This is a genomic window from Streptantibioticus parmotrematis (assembly GCF_019890615.1).
Classification (GTDB): Bacteria; Actinomycetota; Actinomycetes; order Streptomycetales; family Streptomycetaceae; genus Streptantibioticus_D; species Streptantibioticus_D parmotrematis.
The window spans coordinates 72,674-89,803 of record NZ_JAINVZ010000006.1 but is presented as its reverse complement, the minus strand read 5'-3'; the positions used below and the strand labels follow the sequence as shown (position 1 = coordinate 89,803).

The 17,130-nt window shown below is 74.2% G+C and carries 17 protein-coding genes and 3 riboswitches; of the genes, 9 read left to right on the top strand and 8 right to left on the bottom strand.

What is annotated here, in order from left to right; genetic code table 11:
• Positions 1-15 precede the first annotated feature (15 nt).
• The 4 genes from K7472_RS11715 (at position 16) to K7472_RS11700 (ending at position 3,905) form a co-directional block, all read left to right on the top strand.
• Positions 16-867 carry an NADH-quinone oxidoreductase subunit B family protein gene (locus tag K7472_RS11715; RefSeq protein WP_222976962.1) on the top strand — a complete coding sequence of 284 codons (852 nt, stop codon included), beginning with the start codon at positions 16-18 and terminating at the stop codon, positions 865-867.
• Positions 864-2,939, top strand: coding sequence for a proton-conducting transporter transmembrane domain-containing protein (locus tag K7472_RS11710; protein ID WP_222976960.1), 2,076 nt, complete (start codon positions 864-866; stop codon positions 2,937-2,939). The genes K7472_RS11715 and K7472_RS11710 overlap by 4 nt, the downstream gene beginning before the upstream one ends.
• 51 nt (positions 2,940-2,990) lie before the next feature.
• A complete protein-coding gene (locus K7472_RS11705) occupies positions 2,991-3,578 on the top strand; it encodes a phosphatase PAP2 family protein (protein ID WP_222976958.1) in 588 nt (195 codons plus the stop codon).
• An 81-nt stretch (positions 3,579-3,659) separates the two neighbouring features.
• Complete coding sequence (locus K7472_RS11700; protein ID WP_222976956.1) at positions 3,660-3,905, top strand: hypothetical protein; 246 nt, start codon at positions 3,660-3,662, stop codon at positions 3,903-3,905.
• A gap of 17 nt (positions 3,906-3,922) precedes the next feature.
• On the opposite strand, the gene K7472_RS11695 is transcribed toward K7472_RS11700, so the two are convergent.
• Positions 3,923-4,453, bottom strand: a complete 531-nt coding sequence (locus K7472_RS11695; protein ID WP_222976954.1) for an NUDIX hydrolase — start codon at positions 4,451-4,453, stop codon at positions 3,923-3,925.
• A gap of 48 nt (positions 4,454-4,501) precedes the next feature.
• Positions 4,502-4,564, bottom strand: a riboswitch (Fluoride riboswitch).
• Between the two features lie 101 nt (positions 4,565-4,665).
• Here K7472_RS11695 and K7472_RS11690 point away from each other — a divergent pair.
• Together K7472_RS11690 and K7472_RS11685 are read left to right on the top strand one after the other, a co-directional pair.
• The gene (locus tag K7472_RS11690) at positions 4,666-4,950 is read left to right on the top strand and encodes a DUF211 domain-containing protein (RefSeq protein ID WP_222976952.1); all 285 of its coding nucleotides are present in this window, start codon (positions 4,666-4,668) and stop codon (positions 4,948-4,950) included.
• Positions 4,947-5,495 carry a hypothetical protein gene (locus K7472_RS11685; protein WP_252395466.1) on the top strand — a complete coding sequence of 183 codons (549 nt, stop codon included), beginning with the start codon at positions 4,947-4,949 and terminating at the stop codon, positions 5,493-5,495. Before K7472_RS11690 ends, K7472_RS11685 begins: the two co-directional genes overlap by 4 nt.
• 45 nt (positions 5,496-5,540) lie before the next feature.
• Here the strand turns inward: K7472_RS11685 and K7472_RS11680 are convergent, their stop codons facing one another.
• Positions 5,541-5,744 (bottom strand): DUF2180 family protein, encoded by a 204-nt coding sequence (locus tag K7472_RS11680; protein ID WP_222976950.1) that lies wholly within the window; start codon positions 5,742-5,744, stop codon positions 5,541-5,543.
• A 172-nt stretch (positions 5,745-5,916) separates the two neighbouring features.
• Positions 5,917-5,992: riboswitch (Fluoride riboswitch) on the bottom strand.
• A gap of 358 nt (positions 5,993-6,350) precedes the next feature.
• On the opposite strand from K7472_RS11680, the gene eno reads away from it, so the two are divergent.
• Both eno and K7472_RS11670 read left to right on the top strand, forming a co-directional pair.
• Positions 6,351-7,619 (top strand): phosphopyruvate hydratase, encoded by a 1,269-nt coding sequence (gene eno, locus K7472_RS11675; RefSeq protein ID WP_222976948.1) that lies wholly within the window; start codon positions 6,351-6,353, stop codon positions 7,617-7,619.
• A gap of 188 nt (positions 7,620-7,807) precedes the next feature.
• Complete coding sequence (locus tag K7472_RS11670; protein WP_222976946.1) at positions 7,808-8,596, top strand: hypothetical protein; 789 nt, start codon at positions 7,808-7,810, stop codon at positions 8,594-8,596.
• Between the two features lie 51 nt (positions 8,597-8,647).
• Here K7472_RS11670 and K7472_RS11665 read toward each other — a convergent pair whose 3' ends face one another.
• The 5 genes from K7472_RS11665 to K7472_RS11645 form a co-directional block, all read right to left on the bottom strand.
• Positions 8,648-9,037 carry a hypothetical protein gene (locus K7472_RS11665; protein ID WP_222976944.1) on the bottom strand — a complete coding sequence of 130 codons (390 nt, stop codon included), beginning with the start codon at positions 9,035-9,037 and terminating at the stop codon, positions 8,648-8,650.
• An 18-nt stretch (positions 9,038-9,055) separates the two neighbouring features.
• Positions 9,056-10,723 carry an energy-dependent translational throttle protein EttA gene (gene ettA / locus K7472_RS11660; RefSeq protein WP_222976942.1) on the bottom strand — a complete coding sequence of 556 codons (1,668 nt, stop codon included), beginning with the start codon at positions 10,721-10,723 and terminating at the stop codon, positions 9,056-9,058.
• Between the two features lie 59 nt (positions 10,724-10,782).
• Positions 10,783-10,866, bottom strand: a riboswitch (Fluoride riboswitch).
• 38 nt (positions 10,867-10,904) lie between these two features.
• Entirely contained in the window at positions 10,905-12,038 is a 1,134-nt protein-coding gene (locus K7472_RS11655; RefSeq protein ID WP_222976940.1) for a bifunctional 2-methylcitrate synthase/citrate synthase, read from the bottom strand.
• 19 nt (positions 12,039-12,057) lie between these two features.
• The gene (gene prpB, locus K7472_RS11650; protein ID WP_222976939.1) at positions 12,058-12,963 is read right to left on the bottom strand and encodes a methylisocitrate lyase; all 906 of its coding nucleotides are present in this window, start codon (positions 12,961-12,963) and stop codon (positions 12,058-12,060) included.
• Complete coding sequence (locus K7472_RS11645; RefSeq protein WP_222976937.1) at positions 12,963-14,477, bottom strand: MmgE/PrpD family protein; 1,515 nt, start codon at positions 14,475-14,477, stop codon at positions 12,963-12,965. The genes prpB and K7472_RS11645 overlap by 1 nt, the downstream gene beginning before the upstream one ends.
• A gap of 219 nt (positions 14,478-14,696) precedes the next feature.
• Between K7472_RS11645 and K7472_RS11640 the strand changes: the two genes are divergently transcribed.
• Positions 14,697-16,148 carry a short-chain fatty acyl-CoA regulator family protein gene (locus K7472_RS11640; protein WP_222976935.1) on the top strand — a complete coding sequence of 484 codons (1,452 nt, stop codon included), beginning with the start codon at positions 14,697-14,699 and terminating at the stop codon, positions 16,146-16,148.
• Between the two features lie 47 nt (positions 16,149-16,195).
• Here K7472_RS11640 and mmsB read toward each other — a convergent pair whose 3' ends face one another.
• Complete coding sequence (gene mmsB, locus K7472_RS11635; protein WP_222977191.1) at positions 16,196-17,119, bottom strand: 3-hydroxyisobutyrate dehydrogenase; 924 nt, start codon at positions 17,117-17,119, stop codon at positions 16,196-16,198.
• Positions 17,120-17,130: the final 11 nt, after the last annotated feature.

Below are 17,130 nucleotides of genomic sequence, written 5' to 3'. Positions count from 1 at the left end.
ACGGAGGTGACGGGCATGCCATGGGTGCTGCGCGGGCTGCGCGAGGGGGTGGTCACCACCCGCTATCCGGCGCGCCCCGATCCCGAGGCCGACGCCTGGCCCGGCGGGATCGACGTCGTGGAACGGGAGTCGACCGCCTCGGACGGCGAGCCGGAGAACGTCTGCCCCACCGCCGCGATCTCGCGCGGCGACGACGGGCGGCTGCGGCTGGACCGGGGCCGGTGCGTGCTGTGCGGGCGGTGCGTACAGGCGAGGCCGGACCTGTTCTCCGTCCACCGGGGCACCGAGACGGCCCGGCTGTCCCGCCGGACGCTGGTGGTGCCGGAAAGCCCCGATGATGACGACGAGGAGTTGGGGCGGCTGCGCGAAGATCTGGGGCGCCGGGTGCGGGCGTTGCGCCGCTCGGTGCACATCCGCCACGTGGACGCGGGCTCCGACGGCAGCGACGAGTGGGAGGTCCTGGCGCTCGGCAATCCCGTCTACGACATCCACCGCCTCGGGATCTTCTTCACCGCCAGCCCCCGCCACGCCGACGTCCTCCTGGTCACCGGCGCGGGATCACTGGGCATGGCGGAACCGCTGGCCCGCACGAGGGAGGCGATGCCCCAGCCCACCGTGGTGATCGCGGCCGGCACGGACGCCATCAGCGGCGGCCTGGTCTCGCCCTCGTACGCGACCGCCGACGGCGTGGGACGGATGCTGCCGGTGGACGTGTGGGTGCCGGGTTCCCCGCCGAGCCCGTTCAGCCTGCTGCACGGCATCCTGCTCGCCCTCGGGCGGATCGGCGAGGGAGACCGTCGCGGGCGGACCGACGAGGCGGACCGTCGCGGGCGGACCGGTGGCGGCAGGCAGGAGGGACGGGCATGACGACGCTGCTCCTGGCCTGCTGGGGACTGCTGGCGTTCGCCGCGGTGACCGACCTCGCCGCGATGCTGCCCACCGGACGGTTCACCGGGGCGTGGCACGCCCGCTTCTCGTTGCTGTGCTGCGCGGTGGCGTGCGGCGGCATGGTGGTCGTCGGGGCCGCCGCGATGGCCGGTCACCAGGCGGGCACCGGTTCGCTGTTCGCGGTGCCGGGCGACGACGGGGTGGGCACCGACAAGCTGTCCGGGCTCTTCCTCGTCATCACCTTCGGCACCGCCGCGCCCGCCACCTGGTGCGCCGCCGACCCCCTGCGCCCGCTGGGCCGCACCCGGCGCGGACTCGCCGCGGTGCTGGCTCTGTTGCTCGGCGCGGCGGCCCTGATCCTCACCGCGCGCGGCGCGTTCGGCTTCCTGTTCGGCTGGGAACTGCTGGGCTTCGCGTTCTACCTGCTGGCCGGGTTCGACCGGCTGCGCCCGGGCCGGGCGGCGGCGAGCCTGCTGACCGCCGGGTTCAGCAAGGCGAGCGGCGCGCTACTGCTGCTCGGGCTGCTGCTGCTCGCCGTGCGGGCGCACGCGCTGTCGCTCGACGGGCTCGCCGCCGCCCCGCACGGCGCGGCCCGTACCACCGCGTACGTGCTGCTGATCGCGGGGTTCGCGGTGAAGGCGGGGCTGGCGCCGGTGCAGGTGTGGCTGCCGACCGGGTACGCCTCGGCGCCCGGTCCGGCGCGCGCGGTCATGGCGGGCGCCGCGGTCAACGTCGGCTTCTACGGCCTGTGGCGCACCCTGCGCCTGCTCGGCGCGCCGCCGCACTGGCTCGCCGTGCTCCTGCTGCTGACCGGTGCGGCGAGCGCGCTGCTGGGCATCGCGCACGCCGCCGTGCAGGACCGGCTGTCGCGGGTGGTGGCGTACTCCTCGGTGGAGAACGCGGGGCTGATCGTCACCGGCTACTCGGTGGCGCTGATCGGCACCACGATGCGGGAACCGCGGCTGGTGGCGGTCGGGCTGCTCGCCGCCACCCTCCAGGTGATCACCCACGCGCTCGCCAAGACCCTGCTGTTCACCACGGCGCACCGGCTCGGGCACGCCTTCGGGACCGACCGGCTGGACCAACTGCGCGGCACCGGGCGGGCGTTGCCGCGCAGCGGCACCGGCTTCGCCATCGGCTGCCTGACCCTGGCCGGGTTGCCGCTCACCTGCGGGTTCACTTCCGAGTGGATGCTGCTGGAGTCCCTGATGCAGCAGTTCAGGGTGGGCTCGCTGGGTGAGCGGCTGGCGATGGCGGCGGCCGGTGCGCTGGTGGCGCTGACGGTGGGATTCGCCGGAGTGGCGTTCGTGCGGCTGGTCGGACTGACCGCGCTCGGCTCGCCCCCGCGGCAACCGCTGCCGGGGGCGGCCGACGCGGGGGTCGCGGCGAGCGGTGGGATCGTCGCGCTCGCGCTGGCCTGCCTGGGCCTGTGCGCGGTCGCGCCGTTGGAGGTACGGGCCGTGGCCACCGGGATCGCGCCGATCGTGCCCGCGTCGGTGGTGCGGGGGGCGCTCGGCGGGCCCTGGGTGCTGGGGCCGGTCTTCCCCACGTTCTCGGTGCTGTCGCCGTCGTGGCTGTGGATCGCCATGCCGGTGCTGTTCGTCGCCGTCCTCGCGGCCCTGACCGGGCTCAGCCGGGGCCGTTCGCTACGGGTGCGCCGGGTGCCGGCCTGGCGTTCCGCCACCGGTGGCGTGGAGGGCGACGCCTGGTACACCTCGCACGGCTACGCCAACCCCACCCGGCGGGTGCTGGCCGGGGTGCTGATGACCAGGGCACAGGTGCGCACGCTCGAAGGAGAGGAGGCGGCGCGCGCGGACGCGCGGGAGGCGGGCGCGCCGGTCGCGGACCAGATGGCCGCCGGGGCGCGTTACGAGTACAGCTCCGACGTCGTCGAGATCGTCGAGACCTACCTCTACCGGCCGTTGCTGCGGCCCCTGCGGATCGCGGTGGCCGCCGCCCGGCGGCTTCAGTCGGGACGCCTCGACGCCTACCTGACCTACATGCTCGTCGTGCTGATCGCCGTGGTGGCGCTGGTGACCGCGCTCGCCTGACCCCACGTGGTCCGCCCCGATCGGCGCGCCCCGGCCCGAAAGGAGCCCCTGATGGAATCCGGACCCTTCCGCCGCGTCCTCGCGGGCGTGAACGGGCCGCGGGACGTCGACCGGTGGCTGCTGGAGCGCCTCGGCGCGTCGGAGCGCGGCCGGGACGTGCCGTACGCGCGTCTCGTGACCCGGCTCGGCTCCCGCCCGGTGGCCTACGGGCTCACGTCCGTCGCCGCGCTCGCCGTGCTGCGGCGGGGCCGTGGCCCGCTCGCCGCCCTCGGACCCCTTGCCGCGCTCGGCTGCGCGGACCTCGGGCGGGAGGTGCTGTGCGCCGTCGTACGCCGTGAACGGCCAGACGCGGCACGGCGGTTGGCGGCCTGCGACGGCTGGAGCTTCCCGTCCCGGCACGCCACGCTCGCCGCCTTCGCCCCGGCCGTGGCGGCCGACGCGCTCTTCCCCGCGCACCGGGCCGCCACCAGGAACGCGGCCGTGGTGTACGCGCTGGCGGTGGGTGTCAGCCGGGTCAGGCTGCGGGTGCACTGGCCCGGCGACGTCGCCGCCGGATGGGTCTACGGCGCCCTGGGGGCTGCCGTCGCACGGCATCACCCCTTCGGCGGCTTCCGGACCGGCCGATCCGGCCTATCCTGAACGGGCGATACGGCGGAGGGGCTCGCCGTCGTCCGCGGCCACCCGCCGCCAACGGTCCCTACCTCAAAGGTAGGAGGACCCATGCCCCGATCCACTTCCCGCCCGCCGCGGGAGCGCCTGAGGCGGTTCACGACGCACGCCGCGACGTTCGCCGTGTGCGTCGTCGGCGGTGGGGTGCTGGCCTGGGTGGTGGCCCTGGCGTGGCCGCTGCCGTTCGACGTGCTGCTGGCGCTCGCGGTCTTCCTCGGCGTCTTCTCGTGGGTGTTCGTGACCGCGGCGGCCGCGCGGCGACCGGCCGACGACGACCAGCCCCCGCCCGGCTCGTGAGGCGGGCCGCCCCGGGGTCAGTGGTGGCTCGCGTCGTCCGACTCCCCCAGGTCCAGAGCCATCTCCCAGGGGTGCGACCCGCTGTCCACCACGGCCGCCGTGGCGTCCCGCCGCGCGTGCACGGCGCCCAGCAGCCGGGCCAGCGGGGCCGGGTGCAGCCGCAGGCCCGGGAGGTCGGCCAGCGGCACGAACGCGGGGGCGAGGCCGGGGCTGCGCCGGGTCAGCGGCTCGTCGGCCTCCGCGGCGTCCCGGTCGTCGTGCGCCTGACCGTCATCGTCCTCGTGCGCCAGGAAGACCACGTCCACCACACGGTGGGTCAGCTGCTCGCCGTCGGCCTCCAGGACCAGCACGCAGCCCTCGGCCCGGCGTCGCAGGCCGGTCTCCTCGGCGAGTTCGCGTTCCGCGCAGTGCGCGAGGGACTCGCCGGCCTCGGGGTATCCGCCGGGAAGCACCCAGTCGTCCCGCCGGTCGCGCCGGACCAGCAGGACCCGGTCGTCGCGGAAGACGACGGCGCTGGCCCGCAGTTCGACGGGGATCTCCGCGCCCATGGCCACCTCCAGGTGTCGGGCGGCCGTCGCGGGGCGACGGCCCTCGGACCGGACCCAGAGGCCATCAGCGTCCCGGACGCGGTTGCGGCGAGCCTCATCGCCGTGCTCACTCACCATGGCAGCACGCCGGGCGCGCGGTGGCAAGCGACGGACGGCATGGTGGAGGCCATGGCGAAGGGGTCCGCGGACGCGGTCCACGGAGAGGAGGAGCGATGCCCATCCGACGTGTGGTGCTGGACGTCGACAAAGCCATCGACGAACCCGACCTGATCCACCTCGCGCGGATGATCGAACGTTCGCCGGGCGTGCGCGCGGTGAACATCTCCGTCACGGAGATCGACATCGAGACCGTCGGCACGGATGTCACGGTGGAGGGTGACGACATCGACGTCGACGCCCTGATGCACGCCATCGAGCACACCGGCGCGGTCGTGCACAGCATCGACCAGGTGGTGGCGGGCGACTACACCGTCGAGGCCAAGCGCCGGCAGCGATGAGCCGGGACGCGGTGCGGCACGTCGTGGGCCGCACCCGGCTGCCGCTGGTGCTGGGCCTGACCGACGGACTCCTCAACGCGCTCACGCTGGCGGCCGGTTCGCTGATCGGCAGCGGGGCGGCCCTGGGGTTCTGGCTCGCGGCCCGGGTGGGATGCGTGGGACTGGTCACGGCGGCGTTCTCGGTCTTCGTCTCGGACCACGCCGAGCGCCGGGCCCATCTGGCGCGCGCCTCACGGGAGTTGAACCTCACCTCCCGGGGTCATCTGGCGACCACCCGGCTCGGGCGGCTGGCCTTGCGGCGGTCGCTGCTGGCCATGGCGGTGGCGTGTCTGGCGAGCTTCGTCGGTTCGACGGTGCCGTTGCTGGTGGGCGCGGCGCTGCCGGGCCTGTCGTGGATGGTGGTGGTGCTCGCCGTGCTCGCCCTCGCGGGGCTAGGGGCCGCGCTGGGACGGGCGATGGCGAGCAGTCCCGCGCGGTGGGCGGCGGGCATGGGATGCGGCGGGGTGGCCGTCACGTGGATCGGCGTGTGGCTGCACATCACTTGACGACCCGTCACATACGGGCGGCGGCCACCCCTTGGCCGCTCGGCGTCAGGTGCGTTCGGCCGCGCGGCAGGTCGCGCAGGTGGCCCGGCGGGCCGTTCCGGACAGCGTCGCCACGCCGGTGCCGGTGACGCGGTGCGGGTGTTCGGCCGTCACGCGCACGTGGTCGAGGCAAACGCCGGAACCGCAGCGGCTGCACACCGCCACCGCCGGGGCCACGGTCCCGTCGAGCACGCAGTCGTAGCAGTTCATCGGCCGGCCTCCGTCCCGGAGCGGTCGGCGGTCGGCACTGGCACCGGTACCGGTGCGGGGCGGGCGGTCAGCGCGCACCGCGCTGCGAGCGCTCCGGCGAGAAGGGTGAGGGACAGGACGAGCTGGGACGGTTCCACGGGCACCTCCGACGTGCGCCGACCGGCAGGGGCGAACACTGTCAGGAGCCATCAGCCCGCGGGGGCGGTTCGGGTTCGAGCACCCAGGTGGGGTCCATCACCTGGGGAGAGTGAAACAGCGTCCCCGCCGGGAGGTCAAGACGCCGGAGCCCACAGGTCCACCGCACCGCCGGTGGCGTCCGGGCGGCAGGTCGGTGCTTTGCTCCGGCGCGGGTTCCGCTTAGCCTGGACGGTGTCGTACGGCGGAGGGGCTCGCCGTCATCCGTGGCCGTCCGGCCGCCAACGGTCCCTACCTCACCAGGTAGGAGAACCATGCCCCGATTTCCCGAACACCGCTCCGGGCCCCGCGCCCGCCGTCCGCCGCCACCGTCGCCGGGCGCCGTCGCGTGCCCCGCCGCCGTGTGTTCCGTCGCCCCGCGTGCCCGTCGTACGCGCCGCGTCCCCGACCGTTTCGCGAGAGAAGGCCACCGTGTCCCTGCACATCACCGTCCTGCGTGCGACCGAGATCCTCGACTCCCGGGCCCGTCCCACGTTGTCCGTCACCGTCGGGCTGGCCGGCGGTGTGGTGGCGCACGCGGGCGTGCCGTCGGGCGCGTCGACCGGCTCCGCCGAGGCGGTGGAACTGCGCGACGGGGACACCTCGCGCTACGGCGGTCAGGGCGTGCGCAAGGCCGTGGCCCACGTCAACGGTGAGATCGCGGACGCCCTGCGCGGCCGCGACTTCGCCGACCAGGCCGAACTCGACGGGGCGCTGATCGAGTTGGACGGCACGGGCAACAAGTCCCGGCTCGGCGCCAACGCCGTCATCGGGGTGTCGATGGCGGTCGCCCGCGCCGCCGCGCAGAGCGAGGGCGTCCCGCTGTGGCAGCACCTGACCCCCGGTGGTGTGGCACCACGGCTGCCGGTGCCGCACTTCAACGTGCTCAACGGCGGGGTGCACGCGCCGAATCCGCTGGACTTCCAGGAGTTCATGATCGCGCCGATCGGGGCGCCCGACATGGCCGAGGCGGTGCGCGCGGGTGCCGAGGTGTACGGCGCACTGCGGCGCAGGCTCGCCGACGGGCGGCACAGCACCGGACTCGGCGACGAGGGCGGCTTCGCACCGTACTTCACCGAACCGGAGGAGGCCCTGGAGGTCATCGTGGCCGCGATCGGCGACGCGGGTTACACCGCGGGGCGGGACGGCGTGGCCATCGCACTGGATCCGGCCGCCAGCGAGTTCCGCCGGCCGGACGGCACGTACCGGGTCAACGGCAAGCCCGTGACCTCGGAGGAACTGATCCAGCGGTACCGGCGGATCGTCGAGGACTTCCCCGTGTGGAGCCTGGAGGACGGGCTCGGCGAGGACGACCACGGCGGCTGGGTGCGGCTGACCGCCGAACTCGGCGACCGGGTGCAGCTGGTGGGGGACGACAACTTCGTCACCAATCCCACGATCATCGCGCAGGCGGTGCGCGACGGCATCGCCAACGCGTCGCTCGTCAAGCTCAACCAGATCGGCACCGTCACCGAGACGCTGCGCGCGCTCGCGCTGTGCCGGGAGTCCGGCTACGGGGCGATGATCTCGCACCGGTCGGGCGAGACGGAGGACTCCTTCATCGCCGACCTCGCGGTGGGATCGGGATGCGGCCAGCTCAAGTCCGGCGCGCCCGCGCGCGGCGAGCGGGTCGCCAAGTACAACCGGCTGCTGGAGATCGCCGCCCGCCACCCGGAACTCCCCTACGGACTCGACCGCTGACGCCGGAGGCGATCGGCGCCGATGGGATCGGCCCAGGGGATCGGCCCGGAGGATCGATCGCGTCGCGTCACACCATCCGTTGCCATCCGGTGTGACGCGCGTGCCGCAGGGGTATCCCGACAGTGAGGGCCACGTCGTCACCGCGGCCGGTGCGACCGGTCGCCGGTGCGAGGGGCAGGAGGTCTTCCGTGCGCATACGAGACGCCCGCACCGGCGGGCTCCGTGACATCCGCCGCCCGCGGGGCGGGCTGCTGCGGGTGTGCGTGCACACGTCGGCCACCGGGAGCCCGCGCGACCAGGGTGATCTGCGCGCGCTCCTGATCGCGGACGTGCTGGCGCGCACCGTGGAGCTCGACGGGCTCCAGGTGGTGTCCGCCTGGGCCTCGGGGGACGCCTCCGAGGGTCACGACCGCGAGCTGGCCCGGGCGGGCGCCCGCGCGGGCGTCCACCCGGCGACGGTGCGCACCGAGCGGTCCGGCGTGCGGTACGCGCTGGGCGGACCGGTCGACGTGCACGTGGTCGCGGCGGCGGCCGATCCGCCGGTGGACGACGACGGGGTGCGCGTCGCGGTGGCCCCCGCGCCGGCCTGGCCGCTCCCGGAAGCCCCGGGCACCACCGCCGACGACGACGGGGAGGCCGACGATCTCCTGGCCGTGCGTCTGGCGCTGCTCGGCACGCCCTACGACCGGACCGCCGACCTCACCCCGGCCGCCCTGGGCGCCGCGGCGACGGAGCTGGCCGGCTGGCGGGAGCGCGTGGCGCACTGGGCGCGGGCGACGTCGCAGCCCGTGCACGCGGTCAGCGCCAAGGAGGTGGCGTCCGCCTTCCACGACGACCTCGACAGCCGGGCCGCGCTCGCCGCGCTGCGGCGCCTGGCGGCGGATCCCGAGGTGGCGGACGGCGCGAAGTTCGAGACGTTCGTCCTCGCCGACCGGTGGCTGGGCCTGGAGCTGCCGCGCGACATCGGCAGGGCGTGAGCGACATCGGCGGGGCGTGAGCCCAGCGCCCCTCACCCCGCTCGGCGGCCCTCACCCCTCTCGCACGCCCTGTTCCGTGGCGCCGTCGAGGCAGCGCACGCGGCGGGCGAGGTGCGGCACTCCCGCGGCGCGGGCCAGGGCCCGGGCGGCGGCGCGCAGCGTGCGGTACGAGCCGATGGCGTGGGCGGTGGGCGCCCCGGTCGCGATCCACCGCGCGGTCGTGCCCTCGCGGTGCAGCCGGGCGCGGCCGAGCAGCACGCCGTCGTACGCGACCACCTGGATGACGGGGTGTTCGGGGAAGAGCGGGGCGCAGGCGAGACCGGGCCGGGCGCGCAGCCGGATCAGCGCGCGGTCCTGGCACAGGTGCCACTTGGCGTTGATCAGGGTCAACTGGGCTTCGTGGACGACGGCTCGACCGGCGTCGCGGTCGGTTGCGGACACGGTTGCCTCCCCCGCCGGTCAGTCGCGGGCCAGGCGGCGGTGGGTGCCCGGCAGCGGGCGGGCCGCCTCGGGGCCCAGGCGTTCGGCCTTGTTGGCCTCGTAGTCGGCGAAGTTGCCCTCGAACCAGAACCACTTCGCGCCGCCCTCCCAGGCCAGGATGTGCGTGGCGACACGGTCGAGGAACCAGCGGTCGTGTGCGGTGACGACGGCGCAGCCGGAGAAGTCGAGCAACGCACCCTCCAGCGACGCCAGGGTCTCCACGTCGAGGTCGTTGGTCGGCTCGTCCAGCAGCAGCAGGTTGCCGCCCTGCTTCAGGGTCAGCGCGAGGTTCAGCCGGTTGCGTTCGCCGCCGGACATCACACCGACCGGTTTCTGCTGGTCGGGGCCCTTGAAGCCGAACGTGGCCAGGTAGGCGCGCGAGGGCATCTCGACGGGCCCGAGCCGGATGTGGTCCTGGCCGCCGGAGACCGCTTCCCACACCGTCCGGTCGCCGTCCAGGCCCGCGCGGCCCTGGTCCACGTAGGAGATGCGCACGGTCTCGCCGAGCCGCAGGGTGCCGGAGTCGGGCCGTTCCTCCCCCGCGATCATCCGGAACAGGGTCGTCTTGCCGACCCCGTTGGGGCCCAGCACGCCGACGATGCCACCGCGCGGCAGGGTGAAGCCGAGGTCCTCCATCAGCAGCCGGTCGCCGTAGCCCTTGGTGACGTGGTCGGCCTCCAGGACCAGGCTGCCGAGGCGGGGCGGCGGCGGGATCTGGATCTCCTCGAAGTCGACCTCGCGCCTGCCACTGTCCTCGGCGGCCAGGTCCTCGTAGCGCTGGAGCCGGGCGCGGGAGCGGGTGCGGCGGCCCTTGGTGCCGGACCTGACCCATTCGAGTTCCTCGGCGAGCCGCTTGCGGCGCCTGGCGTCCTTGCGGCCCTCGACCTTCAGGCGGGCCGCCTTGGTCTCCAGGTACGTCGAGTAGTTGCCCTCGTACGGGTAGGCGTGGCCGCGGTCGATCTCCAGGATCCACTGGGCGACGTTGTCGAGGAAGTAGCGGTCGTGGGTGACGGCGACGACGGTGCCCGGGTAGTCGGCGAGGTGGGTCTCCAGCCAGGCGACGGACTCGGCGTCGAGGTGGTTGGTGGGCTCGTCCAGCAGCAGCAGGTCGGGCTGGGCGAGCAGCACCTCGCACAGCGCGACGCGGCGCCGCTCGCCGCCGGACAGCCCTCTTACGGGGGTGTCCGGCGGCGGGCAGCGCAGGGCTTCCATGGCCTGCGCGAGCCGGGAGTCCAGTTCCCACGCGTCGGCGTGGTCCAGCGTCTCCTGGAGCGAGCCCAGCTCGTCCAGGAGGTCCTGCATCCGCGTTCCCTCGGCGTCGGCGAGTTCGGTGGTGACCTCCTCGTAGCGGCGCAGCTCGGCGCGCAGGCCCGCGACGGCCTGTTCCACGTTGCCGCGCACGGTCATGGTGTCGTCGAGCCGCGGTTCCTGTTCGAGGACGCCGACGGAGGTCCCGGGGGCCGCGAAGGCGTCGCCCGCGGTGGGGCGTTCCAGGCCCGCCATGATGCGCAGGAGGGTGGACTTGCCCATGCCGTTGGGGCCGACGACGCCGATCCTGGCGCCGGGCAGGAAGGCGAGGGTGACGTCGTCCAGGACCACCTTGTCGCCGTGGGCCATGCGGGCCCCGCGCATCGTGTACACGTACATGGCGTGCCTCTCCCCGGGTGGGCGGCGCCACGGGCACACACGTCTCCCGCGGCGTTCGTTCATCCGTAGAGGCCATCAGCACGTGCGGGCCGGACGGTGGCCGCGCGGTGCGGTCGAGGGCGAGCCTCATCGCCCACGGCCCATTGTGCGCCCTCGCCCCCGCCGGGGCCAGGCGTGCGCGTCAGCCGACCGGGACGGAGCGCTGGGCGGGGCCGTTGTAGACGCCGAGGGGGCGGATGAGCGCGTTGTGGGCGAGTTGTTCGGTGATGTGCGCGGTCCAGCCGGTGATGCGGCTCATCACGAAGATGGGGGTGAAGGCGGGGATGTCGAATCCCATCAGGTGGTAGGCGAGACCGGCCGGGTAGTCCAGGTTGGGGTGGATGCCCTTGCGGCTGATCATCGCGTGCCGCAGCGCCGCGTGCAGGGTGGCGAGCCGGGTGACGTCGGGGTCCCCGGCGCGGGCGATCAGCCGCTCGGTGGCCGCCTGCATGATCGGGACGCGGGAGTCGCCGTGCTGGTAGACGCGGTGGCCGAATCCCATGATCTTGCGTTTGGCGGCGAACGCCTCGTCGAGCCAGGCGTCGACACCGCGCGGGTCGCCGATCTCGTTGAGCATGCGCATCACGGCCTCGTTGGCGCCGCCGTGCAGCGGGCCCTTGAGCGCGCCGATGGCCGCGGTGACCGCGCTGTAGAGGTCGGAGAGGGTGGAGGTGACGACGCGGGCGGTGAACGTGGAGGCGTTGAAGCTGTGTTCGGCGTAGAGGATGAGCGAGATCTCGAAGCAGCGCACGACCTCGGGGTCGGGCACCGAGCCGAAGCACATGTGGAAGAAGTTCTCCGCGAGGCCGAGCGAGTCGTCCGGCGCGATGGGGTCGAGGCCGTGCCTGCGGCGGTGGTCGGCGGCGACCACGACGGGCAGTTTCGCCAGCAGGGCAAGGGATTTGGCGCGGTTGGCGGCTGGGCTGCCGTCGTCCTCGACCGGGTCCTCGGCGCCGAAGAAGCTGACGGCGGTGCGCAGCACGTCCATCGGGTGGCAGGTCTCGGGCAGCCGGGTCAGCACGTCGGTGGTGGTGCGGTCCAGCGGGCGCAGGGCGCGTTCGCGGGCGGCGAAGTCCACCAGCTGGTCGTGGTCGGGCAGTTCGCCGTACCACAGGAGGTGGGCGACTTCCTCGAAGGAGCGGTGCGCGGCCAGGTCCTGGACCGGGTAGCCGCGGTACGTCAGGGAGTTGGTCTCCTCGATGACCGTGGAGATGGCGGTGGTGTCGACGACGACACCGGCCAGGCCGCGGTGGATCTCGGGGGTTTCGGTGGTCATGGGATCCTCCGTGCGAAGGTCAGTCGCCGGGCGGCAGGCGGAAGTCGAAGACGTCGGAGTCGAAGGCGGAGTACGCCTGGTAGTCGAGGAGTTCGTAGAGCCGGGAGCGGGTCTGCATGCGCGGCAGCAGCGGACTCTGGGTGCCCTCGGCGGCGATCGTGCGCAGGCCGTCCTCCACGGCGCCCATCGCCAGGCGCAGCAGGGTGACGGGGTAGAGGGCGATGTTGTAGCCGAGGTTCTCCAGGGTGGCGGCGTCCAGCAGCGGGCCCTTGCCGAACTCGGTGAGGTTGGCCAGCAGCGGCACGTCCACCGCCGCGCGGAACGCCTCGAACTCGCCCTCGTCGGCGAGTGCTTCGGGAAAGATCGCGTCGGCGCCCGCGTCCACGTAGGCCTTGGCGCGGTCGATGGCGGCGGGCAGTCCCTCGACGGAACGGGCGTCGGTGCGGGCCATCAGCAGGAAGTCCGGGTCGCGGCGCGCGTCGACGGCCGCGCGCAGCCTGCGGGTCATCTCCTCGCGGCCGACGACCTGCTTGCCGTCGAGGTGGCCGCAGCGCTTGGGGTTGACCTGGTCCTCCAGGTGCAACCCGGCGAGCCCCGCGTCCTCCATCAGCTGCACGGTGCGGGCGGCGTTCATCGGCTCGCCGAAGCCGGTGTCGGCGTCGATGATCGCGGGCAGGTCGGTGGCCCGGGTGGTCTGCTGGGCGCGGGCGGCGATCTCGGTGGAGGTGGTCAGGCCGATGTCGGGCAGGCCGAGGTCGGCGGCGAGCACGGCGCCGGAGAGGTAGACCGCGTCGAAGCCGGTGTCCTGGATCAGGCGCGCGGACAGCGGGTTGATCGCGCCGGGCACGCGCAGCAGACGCCCGGAGGCGAGCTTCTCGCGCAGGTCGCGGCGGCGTTCGGCGGCGGTGGTGCGGGTGTGCAGCATCAGAACAGGCCCTTCGGGAGCCGGGCGTCACAGGCGGCGACGGCGCCGGTGTCCACGGCCGGGAAGAGCGTGTCGAGCCCCGTGCTCTCCAGTACGGCGAGCCGGTCCGCCGCGTCGAGGAACGCGTCCTGCGCGTCCGGCGTCACGATCCCCTCGGCCAGGGTGCGGAACTTCGCGGTGTAGCCGGCCCGGTCGAAGGGACGGGCACCGGCGGGGTGGGCGTCGGCGACGGCGAGTTCGTCCTCGATGACCGTGCCGTCCTCCAGAGTGATCACCGCACGCCCGCCGAACGCCCGCCGCGACGGGTCGGGGTCGTGGTAGCGGCGCGTCCACTCCGGGTCCTCGGCCGTGCTGATCTTGCGCCACAGCGCGACCGTCTCGGGCCGCCGGGCGCGCTCGGGGGCGTAGGAGCGCTCGTGGTGCCAGGTGCCGTCCTCCAGGGCGACGGCGAGGATGTACGGCACGGAGTGGTCCAGGGTCTCGCGGCTGGCCTCGGGGTCGTACTTCTGCGGATCGTTCGCACCGGAGCCGATGACGTTGTGGGTGTGGTGGCTGGTGTGCAGCACGATGTCCCGCACGCCTTCCAGCGGCCCGGTCTTCTCCCGCAGCCGCCGCGCGAGGTCGATGACGGCCTGCGCCTGGTACTCGGCGGAGTGCTCCTTGGTGTAGGTCTCCAGGATCGCGCGGCGCGGCTCGCCCGGCTCCGGGAGCGTGACGGTGTACGAGGCGTCGGGGCCGTCCAGCATCCAGGCCAGGAAGCCGTCCTCGCCCTCGTAGATCGGCGACGGCGAGCCCTCGCCGCGCATCGCCCGGTCGACCGCCTCGATCGCCGCCTTGCCCGCGAAGGCCGGGGCGAACGCCTTCCAGCTGGAGATCTCGCCCTTGCGGGACTGCCGGGTCGCGGTGGTGGTGTGCACGGTCTGCTGGACGGCCTGGTAGACGGTCTCGGTGTCGAGCCCGAGCAGGGTGCCGAGGCCGCAGGCGGTGGCGGCACCGAGGTGGGCGACGTGGTCGATGCGGTGCGCGTGCAGGCAGATGCCCTTGACCAGCGCCACGTGCACCTCGTACGCGGCGACGATGCCGCGCAGCAGGTCGGCGCCGGAGCGGCCGGTGTGCTGGGCGACGGCGAGCAGCGGCGGGATGTTGTCGCCGGGGTGGGAGTAGTCGGCGGCCAGGAACGTGTCGTGGAAGTCCAGCTCCCGCACGGCCGTGCCGTTCGCCCAGGCGGCCCACTCGGGCGAGACACGGGCGCCGGTGCCGAAGACCGAGGCGCCGGACGTGCCGGGCGCGGCCGGGTGGGCGACGGCCTGGGCGCGGGCGACGGCGACCGGGCGGCGCGGCAGCGAGGCGGTGGCCACGGCGGCGTTGTCGATCACCCGGTTGACGGCCATGGCGGCGGCCCGCGGATCGACGTCGTGGGTGCCGGTGGCGACGGTGGCCAGCTTCCAGGCGAGCTGTTCCTCGCGCGGCAGGCGGTCGGCGCTGCGGCGCACGCGTACCTGGTGGTCGATCACGGGGCTCCTCGGGGGCTCGGTGCGGATGCCGTACGCATCTCAGCCTGCCCCGCGCCCGGCACCCGGGCGAGCGCTCCACGCTGCGAATTGTGTCCATCACCGGCTTGCGAAACAGCGAATCCTGCGAAATGAGCGGATGGTATGTTCGCAAGCAGTCCGCACCACGTGAACCGTGCGGACCGGTGACGCGGGGGCGGCCACGGAAGGAGCGCGACGGCGATGGGACGGCCTGCCGGACGCAAGATCTACGCCCACGCCAAGCTGCGCAGGCTCCGCCGCGAGCGGGGCATGAACCAGGTGGAGCTGGCCCGCGCGCTCGCCATCTCCACCAGTTACCTCAACCAGATCGAGCACAGCCAGCGCCCGCTGACCGCGCCGGTGCTGCTGCGCATCGCCGAGGTCCTCGGGGTCGATCCGGAGTTCTTCTCCGAGGCCGAGGAAGAACGGCTCACCACCGATCTGCGCACGGCGCTGGGCGACGAGGCGTGCGGCGCGGACGTGCCGGCCGAGGACGTCGCGGACGTGGCCCGCGACCACCCGGAGGTGGCCCGCGCGCTGGTGGCGCTGCACCGCCGCTACCGGGACGCCGCCGAGCGGGCCGCCGCGCTGGCGGAGCCGGACGACGCCACGGCGCTGCCACCGCTGGAACCCCACGACGAGGTGCGCGACTTCTTCTACGCCCACCACAACCACTTCGCCGCGCTGGACGAGGCGGCCGAGCGGGCGGCGGACCGGCTGGGCCTGGGTTCCGGCGCCGCCGGGCGCGCGGCGGAGGCGATCGCCGGTCATCTGGCGGCCCGGCACGGTGTGAAGACCGTACGGGCGGCGGCCGGGCGGTCGGCGGACGCGCGCAGGTTCGACGCGGCGCACGGCCTGCTGTTCCTGTCGGCGTGGCTGAACGACGCGCAGCGCGCCTTCCAACTCGCCACGCAGCTCGCCTTGTTGGAGCACGGGCCGCTGCTGGACACCCTGGTGGACGCGGCACGGCCGTCCTCGCCGCAGGCGGAGGGGCTGGCCCGGATCGGTCTGGCGAACTACTTCGCGGGCGCACTGCTGATGCCGTACACCGCGTTCCACACCGCCGCCGAGGAACTGCGCTACGACATCGAGCTGTTGCAGGCCCGCTTCGGGGTGGGATTCGAGACGGTGTGCCACCGGTTGAGCACGTTGCAGCGCACCGGGCGGCGCGGCGTGCCGTTCTCGTTCCTGCGGGTGGACCGGGCGGGCAACATCTCCAAGCGGCAGTCCGCCACCGACTTCCACTTCTCCCGGCTGGGCGGCACCTGCCCGCTGTGGACGGTGTACGAGGCGTTCTCCGCGCCGGGGCGGGTGCTGACGCAGGTGGCCGAGATGCCGGACGGCAAGCGGTACTTCTGGGTGGCGCGCACGGTCGCCAAGGGCGGCTTCGGACACCACGCGCCGCGCGCGGAGTTCGCGGTGGCCCTCGGCTGCGAACTGCGCCACGCCACGCGGCTGGTGTACGCCGAGGGCGTGGCGCTGGACGACCCGCTCGCGGCCACGCCGATCGGGCTGGGCTGCCGGATCTGCGAGCGCCGCGACTGCGCCCAACGGGCGCGCCCGCCGGCCGCCGGACGGCTCGCCGTCGACCCCGACCGGCGCACCCACGTGCCCTACCCGGTGGAGGCGGACCCGCGGGGGCCGGTGGGGTGAGCGTCAGCGGTGGGTGCGGCGCGGCGGACGCCCGCCGGTGAACGCGGTCATGCCTCCCCGGCCTCCCCGGCCTCCCCGGCCTCCCCGGCCTCTCCGGCCGTTCCGCCGCCTTCCGGTGCGGTGCGCTGCCGGATGGCGCGCACGATGCCGCTGAAGTCCTCGGCTGCGCCCGCTCCCCCGGCGAACGCGGCGTACGACTCGGCTGCGCGCAGGCCGAGTTCGGCGTCGACGCCGCCCGCGCGGGCGGCGTTGGCGGCCAGGCCCAGGTCCTTGGCCATCAGCGGGGCGGCGAAGCCGGGCCGGTAGTCGCGGTTGGCGGGGCTGGCCGGGACCGGGCCGGGGACCGGGCAGTTGACGCTCAGCGCCCAGCACTGACCGGAGGCGGTGGACGCCACGTCGAACAGCGCCTGGTGGGACAGGCCCAGGCTCTCGCCGAGCACGAACGCCTCGCTGACGGCGATCATCGTGACGCCGAGGATCATGTTGTTGCAGATCTTCGCCGCCTGTCCGGCACCGGCGCCGCCGCAGTGCACGGCCTTCTTCCCCATCACCGACAGCAGCGGTCCCGCCTCGGCGAACTCGGCCTGTCCGCCGCCCACCATGAAGGTGAGGGTGCCGGCCTCGGCGCCGACGACACCGCCGGAGACCGGCGCGTCCAGGGCCCGGTGACCGGCCTGGACGACGGCCTCGTGGGCGGCCCGGGCGTCGGCGACGTCGATGGTCGAGCAGTCGACGAACAGCGTGCCGGGCCGGGCGGCGGCCAGCAGTCCCTGCTCGCGGTAGAGGCCGAGGACGTGGCGTCCGGCGGGCAGCATGGTGATCACCACGTCCGCTCCGGCGACCGCCTCGGCGGCGGATCCCACCGCCTTCACCCCCGCGTCCCGGGCGGCGGCGAGCGCCTCGGGCACGAGGTCGTAACCGGCCACCTGGTGACCGGCCTTGACGAGGTTGGCGGCCATGGGACCGCCCATGTGACCGAGGC

Excerpts from the sequence above, each read along its gene's own strand:
- K7472_RS11715 (WP_222976962.1), top strand. The coding sequence starts at position 16 with ATGCCATGGGTGCTGCGCGGGCTGCGCGAGGGGGTGGTCACCACCCGC.
- K7472_RS11710 (WP_222976960.1), top strand. The coding sequence starts at position 864 with ATGACGACGCTGCTCCTGGCCTGCTGGGGACTGCTGGCGTTCGCCGCG.
- K7472_RS11705 (WP_222976958.1), top strand. The coding sequence starts at position 2,991 with ATGGAATCCGGACCCTTCCGCCGCGTCCTCGCGGGCGTGAACGGGCCG.
- K7472_RS11700 (WP_222976956.1), top strand. The coding sequence starts at position 3,660 with ATGCCCCGATCCACTTCCCGCCCGCCGCGGGAGCGCCTGAGGCGGTTC.
- K7472_RS11695 (WP_222976954.1), bottom strand. The coding sequence starts at position 4,453 with ATGGGCGCGGAGATCCCCGTCGAACTGCGGGCCAGCGCCGTCGTCTTC.
- K7472_RS11690 (WP_222976952.1), top strand. The coding sequence starts at position 4,666 with ATGCCCATCCGACGTGTGGTGCTGGACGTCGACAAAGCCATCGACGAA.
- K7472_RS11685 (WP_252395466.1), top strand. The coding sequence starts at position 4,947 with ATGAGCCGGGACGCGGTGCGGCACGTCGTGGGCCGCACCCGGCTGCCG.
- K7472_RS11680 (WP_222976950.1), bottom strand. The coding sequence starts at position 5,744 with ATGAACTGCTACGACTGCGTGCTCGACGGGACCGTGGCCCCGGCGGTG.
- ettA (WP_222976942.1), bottom strand. The coding sequence starts at position 10,723 with ATGTACGTGTACACGATGCGCGGGGCCCGCATGGCCCACGGCGACAAG.
- K7472_RS11655 (WP_222976940.1), bottom strand. The coding sequence starts at position 12,038 with ATGACCACCGAAACCCCCGAGATCCACCGCGGCCTGGCCGGTGTCGTC.
- prpB (WP_222976939.1), bottom strand. The coding sequence starts at position 12,963 with ATGCTGCACACCCGCACCACCGCCGCCGAACGCCGCCGCGACCTGCGC.
- K7472_RS11640 (WP_222976935.1), top strand. The coding sequence starts at position 14,697 with ATGGGACGGCCTGCCGGACGCAAGATCTACGCCCACGCCAAGCTGCGC.
- mmsB (WP_222977191.1), bottom strand. The coding sequence starts at position 17,119 with ATGGGCGGTCCCATGGCCGCCAACCTCGTCAAGGCCGGTCACCAGGTG.